Source organism: Ruegeria sp. CF5, assembly GCF_056537325.1.
Genome location: NZ_JBQFRI010000010.1, coordinates 96,010 through 109,714, shown reverse-complemented (window position 1 = coordinate 109,714; position 13,705 = coordinate 96,010). Strand labels below are relative to the sequence as shown.

The window sequence follows — 13,705 nt, the reverse complement described above, 5'->3', positions numbered from 1 at the left end:
GACCCCCAATGCTGCGCTCTGCCACCCACGACGGTTCTGTCGTCACTGTTGAATTCACCGACAACACCCGCGCCCGTTTTCACGCCATCTGGCTGCGCGACAACGCGCTTGATCCCGAAACCCGCGCAGCGGGCAATGGCCAGCGCCTGATCACGATTGGCGACATACCTGCCGATATTTCGGTCGCTGCAGCTGAGGTCGTGAACGGCGATCTGACCGTTACCTTTGCGCCCGAAGGCAAAACCGTCACCTTCCCTGCCGCCTGGCTGTCGGATCACAACTACGACCGCAATCAATCTGAAGAATTCGGGCGGATAGCGCCTGGCATCACCACCTGGTCGCACGGCATCGAAGCGCCCAGCGCTGACTGGACCGAAGTTCACCAGAACCCCTCAGCCAAACGCGGCTGGCTGGCGGCGGTGGCCGAGTACGGCTTTGCCAAACTGACAAATGGTCCGACCGAACCGGAATCGCTGCTGAAAGTGGCCGATCTGTTCGGCTATGTGCGCGAGACCAATTATGGCCCCTATTTCGAGGTCCGGACCGAGGTGAACCCGACCAACCTCGCTTATACCGGCCTTGGCCTGCAGGCGCATACCGACAATCCATATCGTGACCCGGTGCCAACGCTGCAGATCCTCTACTGCCTTGAAAACAGTGCCGAAGGCGGCGATTCAATTGTTGTCGACGGCTTCCGTGCCGCCGAAAAGCTGCGTGACCAAAACCCCGAAGGTTTTGCACTTCTGGCAGGCTATCCGGCCCGCTTTGAATACAAAGGCTCGGACGGGGTCTGCCTGCGCTCGCGCCGCCCGATGATCGAGCTGTCGCCGGACGGTGAACTGGTCGGCATCCGCTTTAACAATCGCTCGTCGGCCCCATTCGTGGACATCCCCTTTGACCAGATGGAGGCCTACTACGCCGCCTATCGCCAACTGGGCGAGATCATCGACGATCCGGCCATGGGCGTGTCGTTCAAGCTGGAACCGGGTGAAAGCTTTATCGTGGACAACACCCGCGTATTGCACGCGCGTCTGGGCTATTCCGGCGCAGGCTCACGCTGGTTGCAGGGGTGCTACGCCGACAAGGACGGGTTGCTGTCGACGCTGGCCGCGATGGAGATGGTACAGCCGGAGGCAGCGGAATGAAGCCGGATTTCTCAACCCTGAACCGCGACAACATCGTGGCCTTCATCGGAGACATTTTCGACCGCCGCGGTGGTGAGGAATATCTGGGCGAACCTGTCACCATGGCCGAACACATGCTGCAAGGCGCCACAATCGCCGAACAGAACGGCCAGCCCGAGGAAATCATCGTCGGCGCGTTGCTGCACGATATCGGCCATTTCACCTCCGAGTTTGGCACCTATCACCCCGACGACACCGAAGACCGTCATCACGAGGACGCGGGCGCTGAAGTGTTGGAACAGTTCTTCCCTTCGGTCATCACCGACTGCTGCCGTTATCACGTGGCCGCCAAGCGGTATCTCTGCGCCACCAAGCCCGAATACTTCAATCGTCTGTCTACGGCTTCGGTCCATACACTGGAACTGCAAGGCGGTCCGATGAATGCCGAGGAGGTCGCCGAATTCGAAGCCAATCCGAACCTGAAAGAGATCATTCAGGTGCGCTATCTGGACGAGGCGGGCAAACGCGCAGACATGGAAACACCCGATTTCGCGCATTTCGCACCGATGGTGCAACGCATGGTCGACAGACATCTGGGTGCAGCATGAACGCACCGGAGTACATCTTCGAGGCCAGCTCGAAACCGTCGCTGCCCTGGCATGAGGTTCCCCTGATCCGGGCAACGGACGATTCAGTCAAGGGCTATGGCTGTCTGGTCGATGACCCCGAGGGGTTCGAGATCGAAATCGCCCGCTGGCCGCAGCAGGGCTGGCGGCCAATCGACGAGGGTACCGGCGACGAAGGCGGCTGGGTCGAGGGTACGTTCAAATGCGACTGGCAGGGCGATGTGCTCTATGGCGAAAACGAAGCGGTCAAAGGCCATTATGTCCTCGGCTGGTCTGCTGATCCTCAGCAGGCACAAACGGACCGGCAAACCGCGCCGCGCGATCAGGTGCTGTTGTGGCACATGAACTATCACCCGGATGGCGGGCAGATGTTCTGGCCGCTGGACAACAAACCCTTCATCGTGCCCGCCGCCCTGCCTGGCGACAACCTGACCCCTGAAAAGGTGGTGGCGTTCTGGTGCGACGGCTCACGCGGCCTCTATATCCATCCCGGCATCTGGCATGAGGGGATTTTCCCGGTCGAGGACAACCAGCGTTTTCTGGATCGTCAGGGCCGGGTCCACGCGCGGGTCAGCGCCGATGTCGGCAAAGAGTTCGGCGTTTATCTATCCTGCCCGCTACGCGCGGATAAGGTCAGGGATTTGTGACCAACGCCCCCTGATGACCCGGGCGCTTGCGCGCAATCCAGATCTGCACGGCCAGCAGATAAGGCACAAAGAACGCGAAATTCTGCACCAGATCAAAAGGGCCCGAGAAATCGGGCTCTGACCCCACCCCTCCGGTCAGCAGATACCAAATCGTATAGTGGACGCGGTAAAGCCACGACCCCAACGCCAGCCAGAACAGCCGCAATCCCCAAGCCCAATGGCCTGCGCGGTCGCCAGTCAAAGCCATCCGCGCCAGCATCAGTGCCGCAGTAAACAGGCACAACCCATAAATGAAAAAGCCCACGGACATCACCGGTCCGCCAATCGTTCCACGCAGGGGTATATAAGTTATCCCGGTCAAACCGGTGACCAGCGCCAGTGTGATCAACACCGTACCCAGCGCACGATGAAAGCGGTTGTAGTACTGCCGAAGCCCTCTGATCAGTTGCAGCGGCACCAATGACACCAGAACCGTTCCGGTCAGGATATGCAGCAGCATGGCTGCGTTACCGACTCTTTGACCATCCACAAACAAATAACTTTGTTTGGCCGCATCATCAGACAGCCCAGTGCCGATCATACCAAATCCATGCGCAACAAAAGGCAGGAGTGTCAGATAAAACACTGCCAGCAATACTCCGGTTGCCACGCGAGATTTCAGGGTCCGCATACCCGAACTGTAGCGTCGACTGACGGGCCGTCTACGGCTTAAAGGCCCAGCACATCCACCATATCATACTGGCCGGGGGCCTTGCCCTGTCCCCACAGCGCCGCCTTCAGCGCGCCGCGGGCAAAGATGGCGCGGTCCGAGGCCAGATGGCGCAGTACGATACGTTCTCCGGGGGCGGCGAACAGCACGTCATGTTCGCCGACGATGTCGCCTCCGCGAATGGCGTGGAACCCAATGTCCCCACGTTTTCGGGCGCCGGTAATGCCGTCACGGCCCCGATCAGACACATCGTCCAGCTTGACACCTCGGCCTTCGGCAGCGGCTTCGCCCAACATCAGCGCGGTGCCCGAGGGCGCATCGACCTTGTGATGGTGGTGCCCCTCGATGATCTCGATATCGAAATCCTCGTCCAATGCGGCCGCGACCTTTTTGGTCAGTTGCACCAGCAGGTTTACGCCAAGGCTCATGTTGCCCGCCCGCACAATGACGGCATGGCGTGATGCCGGTTCCAAAGCCGCTATCTGCTCATCCGTCATACCTGTGGTGCCGATTACATGCACACAGCGCGCCTGCGCAGCCAGCGCCGCGAATTCCAGCGTTGACTCGGGCGCGGTGAAATCAATGACAGCCTGCGCCTGAACGAACGCCTCCAGCGGATCGTCGGTCACGGTCACGCCCAGTGCCTGACCGCCCATCGCTTCGCCTACGTCCTGTCCGATCCAATCATGGCCCTTGCGTTCGACCACGCCAACCAGCCTCGCCTGATCGCTGTCCGTGACAGTCTTGATCAGCATCTGCCCCATACGGCCCGAAGCCCCTGTGATGACGATCCCCGGAATATGGGTCATTGCGCTGGTCCTTTTGTTGAATTCGGCTCAAAGCCTCCTACCCCGTTCGCGCCCGCTTGGCAAAGCCCCGCTTTGCGCTTAGATCGGGGGTTATGGCTAAGAACAAATTCCACGATGGCCCCGGCCCTTCCCAAAGACAACTCCGCGTCGGCGAACTGATCCGCCGCACCCTGTCCGAGGTTCTGGCGCGCGGCGATGTGCACGACCCCGACCTGAACCGTATGTCGATCACCGTGGGTGAGGTACGCACCTCTCCTGACCTCAAGATCGCCACTGCCTATGTGCTGCCGCTTGGCGGCAAAGGGCAGGAAAACGTGATCGAACTGCTTGCCCGTAACAAAAGCGAGTTGCGGCGTATGGTGGGCAAGAAAGTCGGCCTGAAATTCTCGCCCGATCTGCGGTTCCGTCTGGATGACACGTTTGACCGGCTGGACGACACCCGCCGCATGTTCGAACAGGACGCGGTGCGCCGCGATCTGGACGAGTGATCCGTACGGCTCTGACGCTATGCGCGGCCCTGTGGGCGGCGCAAGCCTCTGCGGTCACCTGTGAAAAACTGACCCATGAGGACAAGCGGTATACCATCTGCGAGGTGGATGCCGCCAATGAAGACCTGCGTCTTTTTCTGAACGACGACGATGGCGAGGTTCTGGGTTACTTCTCTTCCGTAAACAACGCGCTGAACCCGGATGGCGAACGGCTGGCCTTTGCGATGAACGCCGGGATGTATCACGACGACCGCTCGCCCGTTGGCTATTATGTTCAAGACGGGCGGGAGATTATGCGCGTGATCCCCAATGCAGGGCCGGGCAATTTTGGTCTACTGCCCAATGGGGTGTTCTGCATCCGCGACGGACGCGCTGATGTGTTTGAAACGCTGAAATTCGTCGAAGATGCCCCCGAGTGCCGCTTTGCAACGCAATCCGGCCCGATGCTGGTGATCGACGGCGAATTGCATCCGCGCTTTCTGGTCGATTCGACCTCGCGCTATGTGCGCAACGGGGTGGGCACCAGCAAGGACGGCGCAAGAGCGGTCTTTGCAATATCCGATGACTACGTGACATTTCATGAATTCGGCAGCCTTTTCCGGGATGTTCTGAAAACCCCGAACGCCCTGTTTTTCGACGGCAATATCTCTCGCCTTTACGCCCCATCTCTGAACCGGTCTGACGTTGGCTTTACCTCTCTGGGTCCCATCGTCGGCGTCGTCGAAAGCCTGGAATAAGCCGCGCTGTTACGCATTCGGCATTCTGTTAGTTTGACAGCGCCCGACCGATCCGTTAGGTCGCGCGCCTCGATAAAATTCAAGGTGAAAAATGGGACGCAAACGCAAGGGTCGCGACATTTCCGGCTGGCTGGTTGTGGACAAGCCCGCAGGCCTGACCTCGACCGCCGTTGTGAACAAGGTCCGCTGGGCCATGGACGCCAAAAAGGCCGGGCACGCAGGCACGCTGGACCCTGAGGCGACCGGCGTACTGGCCGTCGCCCTTGGCGAGGCAACCAAGACCGTTCCCTACATCACCGATGCGCTCAAGGCGTATACCTTCACCGTGCGCCTTGGTCAGGCCACCAACACCGATGACGCCGAAGGCGAGGTGATCGCCAGCAGTGACGCACGCCCGACCGACGATCAAATCAAAGAGGCCCTGCTGCCTTTCGTGGGTGAGATCATGCAGGTCCCGCCGAAATTCTCAGCCGTCAAGATCGACGGTCAGCGCGCCTATAAGCTGGCCCGCGATGGAGAGGATGTCGAAATCGCCGCGCGTCCGCTCTGGGTCGAGGAACTGATTCTGGTCGACCGGCCCGATCCGGATCATGTCGTACTTGAAATGACGTGCGGCAAGGGTGGTTATGTCCGTTCGATCGCTCGCGATCTGGGCGCGGCGCTGGGATGTCATGGCCATGTAAAGGAGCTCCGCCGCATCTGGTCCGGACCTTTCGAGGCCGAAAACGGCCTGAGCATCGAGCAGATCGACGAAATGGCCAAGACCTCAGCGCTGGACGAATACCTGCACCCGCTGGAGGCCGGTCTGGCCGATCTGCCTGAGGTGAAATGCACACCCGAAGGCGCCACCCGCCTGCGCAACGGCAATCCGGGCATGGTTCTGACCTCGGATGTGGAATATGGCGACGAAGCTTGGGCCTCGCTGGATGGCCAAGCCGTGGCCGTGGGCGTCTATAAATCCGGCGAATTGCATCCCAGCCGAGTGTTCGTGCAAAGCACTTGACCGACGACGGGCCCACAGTTCAAACCCAGTGTATCAACGGGATGTTGCCGGGGTGAAATTGGACTGACCACCCGATTTTTGCTATAATAGCATCATTGGTTTAGTTGTCTGGAGGGTCGGTTATGTTTAATTCCTTACGCAGCAAAGCGTTGAAAGCGCTGGCCCTCTCAATCACCGCAGGTATCCTTTCGGCACCAATGGCGAATGCCATAACCGTTGGCTACAATATCACAGTCGGTACCTCGGTTGGCACATTTGAGGCGCCGGATACCGGAGGACTACTTACCAGTTTCAACATCACCATCGACGGCGTCACATTCGACACACTTGGGACTGGCGTTGGCGCGCCTGTTTACGATGCGGTAAGCAATGACATTCGCGGCAACCCCTCCACGGAAGGGTTCATCACGAACTCTGCAGCTGGGTCAGGTTGTCTGGCGATGGAGTGCATCCTGTCCCTGGAGGATTCCGTTAACCCCGGCGTGCAGCCACCTCTTTACGCGATTTTCCCGTTGGTCGGCGGATTTCCGGGCGGTGTAACCAACTCTGGCGAATATTCGATAACTCTAGCCCCACCGATGAGTCCCGTCCCACTCCCAGCGCCACTTGCGATGCTGGCAAGTGCCCTCGTACTCATAGTTATACTAGGTTGGCAGAGGCAAAGGCGCCCTGTCACGCAACCGATTTGATTCCGTCAGAACCGGCTCACTTCGCCCAATAAAACGCATGGCGTGCGCCTGTCACAAACTCCAGTCAGTCGTTATGGCCCCATCTGGTGAAGCATGGTAAGCCAGCGGAATGATTACCCGTTCCCACACCAAGGGCGATGCGCCCTCGACCGCCGTTTACTCGGATTGCGAATGCTATCGCTACAGCCTGACCCGGGTCTGGGATCCGGCCGGGCGCAAGGCTCTGTTTGTAATGCTGAATCCCTCGACAGCAACCGAGGTTCAGAACGACCCCACCGTTGAACGCTGTGAACGGCGCGCGCGGACGCTGGGATTTGGCGCATTCCAGGTCACCAATATCTTTGCCTGGCGCGATACCGACCCGCGAAAGATGCGCGCAGCCGCCGATCCCATTGGCCCCGAAAACGATGATGCCATTCTGGCCGGGGTTGATTGGGCCGACCAGATCGTTGCCGCATGGGGCACCCACGGCACCCATCTGGAACGCGGCCCCGCGGTCGAGCAGCTTTTGCGCGGAACAAAACAGCCCCTGTTCCATCTGGGATTAACCAAGGACGGGCATCCAAAACACCCGCTTTACATTGCTTATTCCCAACAGCCTCAGCATTGGGGCTAAAGACCTATCGTTAACCAACAAAGCGGTTCGGCTTTGACCAACCCCTTGATTCACAGGATATTCTGACCTCACGCACTACTTTGGCAGAGGTGTCCCATGTTTCTGATCGGGTTGCTCAGCATGGCAGCAGTCGGCGGCGCAGCCTATGCGTTGGGCGACGTGTTTTCCGATGAGGAAGACGAACCAGACGTAATTGATGACGGCATCACCGAAGGCAACTACTCCGAAGGAACTTTCATTGAGATCGGGGAGGACGTCGATGAACCGTCCGAGGTATCAGCTGATCAGCCTGTTGACGGGCTGATAAGTGACTACGACGGCAATCTGGTCATTGCTGGTGAGGGCGGTGACGACACTCTTGCCGGGCAGGATGGCAACGATCAAATCAACGGATATGGCGGCGATGACACGGTTGTTGGCAACGGTGGGAATGACGTTCTGCTGGGCGGGGCAGGTGATGACATCCTGAAGGGCGGGAACGGCAAAGATATCCTGCATGGCGAGGACGGCGAGGACCAGCTTTTCGGTGATGGCGAAGACGACAGGTTGTTCGGTCATTTCGGTGACGACCAGTTGAACGGCGGCGATGGCGATGATGAACTGGTGGGCGGTCAGGGCGACGACATTCTGGCCGGAGAACAAGGTCAGGATTCACTTCTAGGCGGGGATGGCGACGACATTCTGGATGGCGGTGCGGGGACTGACACGCTGTTCGGCGGCAGCGGCGATGATGTTCTGTCCGGTCAGGACGCTGACGAGGAAGGACAAGTCACGGACTTCCTCAATGGCGGTGAGGGGGATGACGTGATCGTCGCCGGAGGGGGCGATGTCGTGACCGGAGGGTCCGGCGCAGACGAAATTATCCTGGGCGAAAATGCTGCTGAAAGTGAGGTCACCGTGATGGACTTCACACCGGGCGAGGACAAGTTGCTCGTGACCTGGGAAGACGCAGAGAACCCCGATCCGGACATCGAAATCCAGCCCGACGCACAAAACAGCGACCTTATGCGCGTGCTGGTCGACGGGCAGGAAGTGGCGCATCTGTTTGGTGCGGACGGCCTGTCGGCGGACGACATCGAACTGGTGCGCGAAACCGAATTGCCAACTTTGGGCCTAAGCGGATAAATCCGCAGATTCCCTTTGCAACTTAACAAAATTGCGCCTATACGCGCCCATCCGCATCGGATTCGGTGCGGTTATCTCCATGGGCCTGTGCTGGACGACATCCCGGCCTGCGCCATTCACTCTAACCCTTAAAGGAGACCCCGATGTCGATTACTGCTGACGAAAAAGCACGCGTGATGAAAGAATTCGCAACCAAGGACGGCGACACCGGTTCGCCAGAAGTTCAGGTTGCGATCCTGACCTCGCGCATCAACACCCTGACCGAGCACTTCAAAACCCACAAAAAAGACAACCACGGTCGTCGTGGTCTGTTGAAGATGGTTGCTCAGCGCCGCAAGCTGCTGGACTATCTCAAGGGCAAGGAAGAGGCCCGTTATCAGGACCTGATCAAAAAGCTGGGTATCCGCCGCTAAGCGCTTTTTGCACGGGTTTCCAGGCCCGGGACTCAGATTTGAACGCCCGCCATTTTGGTGGGCGTTTTTTTCGTTCATCCACAGGCAACGTAACAGCTTGCCCGCCTTGTTTCAATTTTTAAGAGAGCTTGCCATTGACAACTCTCGCACCCGCGCCAATATTGAACCCAAGGCGCGCAGCCGAGGCACTCGCAGGCCTAAAACGCGATCACTGAACCCAGAATATTCGAGACTGCCTTCTAACTGAAAGGCTCCCGTCCAACTTGCGAGCATGTGGAGTCGTTTTCAATCAGGAGAAGAGCATGATCCTCGATATGCACACATACCGACAACTGAAAGACTCATTGCGGCCGATCAGAGGCCCTATCAAGTCATCCCATCTGGATCAGGGTCTGGCGCGTGGGTTCGGATTTCCGGATTACCACGCTTTGAAAACCACGCTGGAAAAACAGGCCCCTGACGCATCCGGACAGTTGATGAAACTGAATTTCGACGTCACCGGTTTTCTGAACCGGATGGGTCAGCTTGGCTATATGCCCGGGCCCGACGTAAACGATCCGCACGCGTCGCTTCGCCATGTGGCGGTGACGGCGCTCTCCATCGCTGAACCCGGCACCTTTCTGGAAATCATGAAAGAAACCGGCGTGAGCGGCCCGGTGATACGGCTGGATGTGACCGACGACAACTGGAAACGGCAGGTGGCGGGCTATCGCGCGGCACTGACCCGTCACTGGGGCCCGGGAACATCCGGCTATGTCGAAACCGGTTCCGGAAATCCGTGGGTGTGCTGGACAATCACCCCGCCAATGCGCTGGAAACGCGGCGCGCAGATCGAGATCACGAACACGATGATCAAGGTTCAGCAAGGCCGGGAGTTCGGGCACATTCTTGATGAAAGGGATGCCGGCAGGATCAGGGCGATTCAGGCCGAAACCGGTGAAAGCCCGGATGCGTTCTTCAGTCGGATTCTGACAAAGCTGCGCCCCTGTTTTCCGGGTTTCAACGACACCGATATCGACCCGGTAGACGACATCCTGTTCACGGATGAAGGGCTGATGGTCCGGTGTTCATTCGACAACCGCCGCGCGGTCGATGGGCTGGGTTGTTCTGTTTTCTTTGAAAAAATCCCGTTTCAGCGGCAGAAAACCGCCGCCTGAGGAAAAACAGTTGCTGCCCCGCCCACCAGGTGGGGTAGCACGGCGTTGGGATCGGCGTTCGGTTTCCCTTCCCTTCTGCCGCATTCTCATGTATGCGCGCGGTATCTGAGACGTTGTGCCAAGACCCCGGCACTCGAACGGAAGATAAATGGGGTCGGCGGCAATGGGGCCGCCATGCAAACGGGAGACCCGCAGGGGCGGGAGTGCTCTCATCTAGGATACGCAAATGTTTGATGTAACTAAGAAATCTATGCAGTGGGGCGAAGAGACGCTGACACTGGAAACCGGCAAGGTTGCCCGTCAGGCCGACGGCAGCGTGATTGCCACGCTGGGTGAAACCAGCGTCATGGCGAACGTGACCTTTGCCCGTGCGCAAAAACCCGGTCAGGATTTTTTCCCGCTGACCGTCCACTATCAGGAAAAATACTATGCCGCCGGTAAGGTTCCGGGCGGCTTCTTCAAGCGCGAGGCGCGCCCGACCGAGAAAGAGACGCTGACCGCGCGTCTGATCGACCGTCCGATCCGCCCGCTGTTCGTTGACGGCTTCAAGAACGAAGTTCTGGTGATGTGCACCGTGCTGAGCCACGATCTGGTCAACGACCCCGACATCGTCGCGATGATCGCTGCTTCGGCCGCCCTGACCATCTCGGGCGCGCCGTTCCGTGGCCCGATCGCCGGCGCGCGCGTTGGGTTTGAGGATGGCGAATACGTTCTGAACCCGACCGTCGACGACATGCAGGACCTGCGCCTGAACCCCGAACAGCGTCTGGATCTGGTTGTTGCCGGCACCAAAGACGCCGTGATGATGGTTGAATCCGAAGCATATGAGCTGTCCGAAGCGGAAATGCTGGGTGCGGTAAACTTCGCGCATGAGCAGATTCAGCCGGTCATCGACCTGATCATCTCGCTGGCTGAAGAAGCTGCGAAAGAGCCGTTTGACTTCGAAGCGCCTGATTACTCGGAGCTGTCCGCCGCTGTTAAGGCCGCTGGTGAAGAGCAGATGCGCGCCGCCTTCGCGATCACCGACAAGCAGGAGCGCACCGCCGCTGTTGCCGCTGCCCGTGAAGCAATCAAGGAAGCGCTGACCGAAGAGCAGCTGGAAGACGGCAACCTCGGTTCGGCAATGAAAAAGCTGGAAGCAGGCATTCTGCGCGGCGACGTCGTCAAAGGCGGCAAGCGGATCGACGGTCGTTCGACCACCGATATCCGTTCGATCGTTGCAGAAACCTCGATGCTGCCGCGGACCCATGGTTCGGCCCTGTTCACCCGTGGTGAAACGCAGGCGCTGGCCGTGACCACGCTGGGCACCGGTGACGATGAGCAGTTCATCGACGCGCTGCATGGCAACTTCAAATCGAACTTCCTGCTGCACTACAACTTCCCTCCGTATTCGGTTGGTGAAGTTGGCCGCGTTGGTGGCCCCGGCCGTCGTGAGATCGGCCACGGCAAGCTGGCATGGCGCGCTCTGCAGGCGGTTCTGCCGGCGGCGACTGACTTCCCCTACACGATCCGTATCGTGTCGGAGATCACCGAATCCAACGGCTCCAGCTCGATGGCGTCGGTCTGCGGCGGTTCGCTGTCGATGATGGATGCGGGTGTTCCGCTGAAAGCACCGGTTGCCGGTGTGGCCATGGGTCTGATCCTGGAAGATGACGGTGAATACGCCATCCTGTCGGACATTCTGGGTGACGAAGACCACCTGGGAGACATGGACTTCAAGGTTGCGGGTACCGAAAACGGCATCACCTCGCTGCAGATGGACATCAAGGTTGCGGGCATCACGCCCGAGATCATGGAGAAAGCCCTGGCGCAAGCCAAGGACGGCCGGATGCACATTCTGGGTGAGATGGGTAAAGCCCTGTCCGAGACCAACGAATTCTCGGTCCACGCGCCGCGCATCGAGACCATGAACATCCCGACCGACAAGATCCGCGAAGTGATCGGCTCGGGCGGTAAGGTCATCCGCGAGATCGTGGAAACCTCGGGTGCCAAGGTCGACATCAACGACGACGGCGTGATCAAGATCGCCTCGCCCGATGGTGAATCGATCAAGAAGGCCTATGACATGATCTATTCGATCGTGGCCGAGCCGGAAGAAGGTCAGGTTTACACCGGCAAAGTCGTGAAGATCGTCGATTTCGGCGCCTTCGTGAACTTCTTTGGCAAGCGCGACGGTCTGGTCCACGTGTCCCAGATCGAAAACCGCCGCCTGAACCATCCGTCGGATGTTCTGAAGGAAGGTCAGGAAGTAAAGGTCAAGCTGCTGGGCTTTGACGACCGCGGCAAGGTACGCCTGTCGATGAAAGTGGTCGATCAGGAAACCGGCGAAGAGATCGTTCCCGAGAAAAAAGAAAAGAAAGAGGAAAGCGCGGACTAATCCGCGATCCCTCATGATCACGAAGGCCCCGGTTCTCGACCGGGGCCTTTTTTCTTGCCTGAAAATCAATCGGGATCGTATTCTAGTTGATATTTTCTGGAGAATATTATGCCAAATCCCATTTATCGAACCAGGTCGGTCCTGATTGGCTTCCTACTTGTGGCAACCGCTTGCACGATACAGGCGGTGCCATCGTATGACGCGGAGCTGGAGGAAAAACTGAATGCTACACACGAAAGGACACTTGCCGTATTCAGCGGATTGAGCAGTTGTCCAAACTCTTGCAGTTTCAGCACATACTCGGAAAAATATGATGCGATAATCGGTGCGTTTGGCGCAACGCGGGACAAGGCCAAAGCCCGCCCGACACCTCCGCTGGGTGTTCGGTTCGCGCAGTCACCGCTGCTTGAGGAAGTCTGCCGGGACAGCACACCGCAAAAGTGTCTCAATACCACGCCGGAAAAACTCCAACTGGTTGTCGAAAGTCTTTCTGATCTGCGAGACACCCACCGTCTCGGCACGTTACAATCCGGAACCGTCGAGCTTTTTTTAAAGGATTACACCGCAGCGATCGAACCTACGCTGATCGTTGAAGCAGCATTGAAGCGATAAGGAATTGATCTCATGAAAGTATCTGAAATCGTATCCAACATCTTGGGTGAACTCAGCAACGAACTTGGTAACGGGTTTGCCAGTGTCCGTACATTTGCAAAGAACCAGTCGGAAAACATCGCGGAACTGGCTGTCGTGATTTCGCGCGAGCGGGTTTCTGGAATCCTCAAAACCAACAACCAGATGTTCAATCGTTTCGTCGAGAGGCTCAAAAAACATGTCGAGCTTTTCGCCCGCGACCTGGCACTGTTGACGGTGCTTACCATCGAAAAGGCCTGGAATCTGATTGTGGGCGAAGTATGGGGGGCGATCAACTCGGCAATCAGCAGTGTCGGAGTACCGCTAAAATTGCCGCTGCCGCCGCAGCAATAGCTTTCCGGCAACGGGACAATCGGTCAGGCGCCGGAAAACCGTCAGGAAAGTTTTCATGGTAGCGGCTCACGGTGTCTGAACCGCCACGCCGGACCAGTCCCCTCACACAACCCAAAAAACCTGTGAATCGAAGTGAAGCCTCAGTGGCTTTCCTTCGCGTGTGCGTCGCCCACATGTGCGTCATGTATTTTGCGGAACAAA

The 13,705-nt window shown here is 58.4% G+C and carries 16 protein-coding genes; 14 read left to right on the top strand and 2 right to left on the bottom strand.

Annotated features, from left to right (window positions below):
* Nucleotides 1–8 precede the first annotated feature (8 nt).
* From tmpA to ACR0NW_RS20145, 3 genes are read left to right on the top strand one after another with little or no spacing between them, the layout of a single operon-like run.
* Nucleotides 9–1,145: a 2-trimethylaminoethylphosphonate dioxygenase gene (gene tmpA / locus ACR0NW_RS20155; RefSeq protein ID WP_480452396.1), complete on the top strand. Its 1,137-nt coding sequence runs from the start codon at nucleotides 9–11 to the stop codon at nucleotides 1,143–1,145.
* Nucleotides 1,142–1,732, top strand: a complete 591-nt coding sequence (tmpB, locus tag ACR0NW_RS20150) for a (R)-1-hydroxy-2-trimethylaminoethylphosphonate oxygenase (protein ID WP_170655902.1) — start codon at nucleotides 1,142–1,144, stop codon at nucleotides 1,730–1,732. The genes tmpA and tmpB overlap by 4 nt, the downstream gene beginning before the upstream one ends.
* Entirely contained in the window at nucleotides 1,729–2,397 is a 669-nt protein-coding gene (locus ACR0NW_RS20145; protein ID WP_480452395.1) for an ureidoglycolate lyase, read from the top strand. The genes tmpB and ACR0NW_RS20145 overlap by 4 nt, the downstream gene beginning before the upstream one ends.
* On the opposite strand, the gene ACR0NW_RS20140 is transcribed toward ACR0NW_RS20145, so the two are convergent.
* Both ACR0NW_RS20140 and dapB read right to left on the bottom strand, forming a co-directional pair.
* Entirely contained in the window at nucleotides 2,384–3,046 is a 663-nt protein-coding gene (locus ACR0NW_RS20140) for a DUF2306 domain-containing protein (RefSeq protein ID WP_480452394.1), read from the bottom strand. The genes ACR0NW_RS20145 and ACR0NW_RS20140 overlap by 14 nt on opposite strands.
* Nucleotides 3,047–3,105: 59 nt before the next feature.
* The gene (gene dapB / locus ACR0NW_RS20135) at nucleotides 3,106–3,915 is read right to left on the bottom strand and encodes a 4-hydroxy-tetrahydrodipicolinate reductase (protein ID WP_480452393.1); all 810 of its coding nucleotides are present in this window, start codon (nucleotides 3,913–3,915) and stop codon (nucleotides 3,106–3,108) included.
* Nucleotides 3,916–4,007: 92 nt separating this feature from the next.
* Here dapB and rbfA point away from each other — a divergent pair, with 92 nt between their 5' ends.
* The 11 genes from rbfA to ACR0NW_RS20080 all read left to right on the top strand — a co-directional run bounded on the left by rbfA (nucleotide 4,008) and on the right by ACR0NW_RS20080 (nucleotide 13,504).
* On the top strand, nucleotides 4,008–4,403 hold the full coding sequence (rbfA, locus tag ACR0NW_RS20130) for a 30S ribosome-binding factor RbfA (protein WP_170655910.1): 396 nt from the start codon (nucleotides 4,008–4,010) through the stop codon (nucleotides 4,401–4,403).
* On the top strand, nucleotides 4,400–5,140 hold the full coding sequence (locus ACR0NW_RS20125) for a phosphodiester glycosidase family protein (protein ID WP_480452391.1): 741 nt from the start codon (nucleotides 4,400–4,402) through the stop codon (nucleotides 5,138–5,140). The genes rbfA and ACR0NW_RS20125 overlap by 4 nt, the downstream gene beginning before the upstream one ends.
* 91 nt (nucleotides 5,141–5,231) lie before the next feature.
* Complete coding sequence (gene truB / locus ACR0NW_RS20120) at nucleotides 5,232–6,143, top strand: tRNA pseudouridine(55) synthase TruB (protein ID WP_480452390.1); 912 nt, start codon at nucleotides 5,232–5,234, stop codon at nucleotides 6,141–6,143.
* A 122-nt stretch (nucleotides 6,144–6,265) separates the two neighbouring features.
* Nucleotides 6,266–6,832 carry a hypothetical protein gene (locus ACR0NW_RS20115; RefSeq protein WP_480452388.1) on the top strand — a complete coding sequence of 189 codons (567 nt, stop codon included), beginning with the start codon at nucleotides 6,266–6,268 and terminating at the stop codon, nucleotides 6,830–6,832.
* Between the two features lie 109 nt (nucleotides 6,833–6,941).
* The gene (locus tag ACR0NW_RS20110; protein WP_480452387.1) at nucleotides 6,942–7,448 is read left to right on the top strand and encodes a DUF1643 domain-containing protein; all 507 of its coding nucleotides are present in this window, start codon (nucleotides 6,942–6,944) and stop codon (nucleotides 7,446–7,448) included.
* Nucleotides 7,449–7,544: 96 nt separating this feature from the next.
* A complete protein-coding gene (locus ACR0NW_RS20105) occupies nucleotides 7,545–8,573 on the top strand; it encodes a calcium-binding protein (RefSeq protein ID WP_480452385.1) in 1,029 nt (342 codons plus the stop codon).
* Between the two features lie 143 nt (nucleotides 8,574–8,716).
* Nucleotides 8,717–8,986, top strand: coding sequence for a 30S ribosomal protein S15 (rpsO, locus tag ACR0NW_RS20100; RefSeq protein ID WP_170655922.1), 270 nt, complete (start codon nucleotides 8,717–8,719; stop codon nucleotides 8,984–8,986).
* A gap of 302 nt (nucleotides 8,987–9,288) precedes the next feature.
* Nucleotides 9,289–10,143, top strand: a complete 855-nt coding sequence (locus ACR0NW_RS20095; protein WP_480452383.1) for a hypothetical protein — start codon at nucleotides 9,289–9,291, stop codon at nucleotides 10,141–10,143.
* Between the two features lie 226 nt (nucleotides 10,144–10,369).
* Nucleotides 10,370–12,520 carry a polyribonucleotide nucleotidyltransferase gene (pnp, locus tag ACR0NW_RS20090; RefSeq protein ID WP_480452381.1) on the top strand — a complete coding sequence of 717 codons (2,151 nt, stop codon included), beginning with the start codon at nucleotides 10,370–10,372 and terminating at the stop codon, nucleotides 12,518–12,520.
* 108 nt (nucleotides 12,521–12,628) lie between these two features.
* Entirely contained in the window at nucleotides 12,629–13,132 is a 504-nt protein-coding gene (locus tag ACR0NW_RS20085) for a hypothetical protein (protein ID WP_480452379.1), read from the top strand.
* Between the two features lie 12 nt (nucleotides 13,133–13,144).
* Entirely contained in the window at nucleotides 13,145–13,504 is a 360-nt protein-coding gene (locus ACR0NW_RS20080; RefSeq protein WP_170655929.1) for a hypothetical protein, read from the top strand.
* The last annotated feature ends 201 nt before the right edge of the window (nucleotides 13,505–13,705 follow it).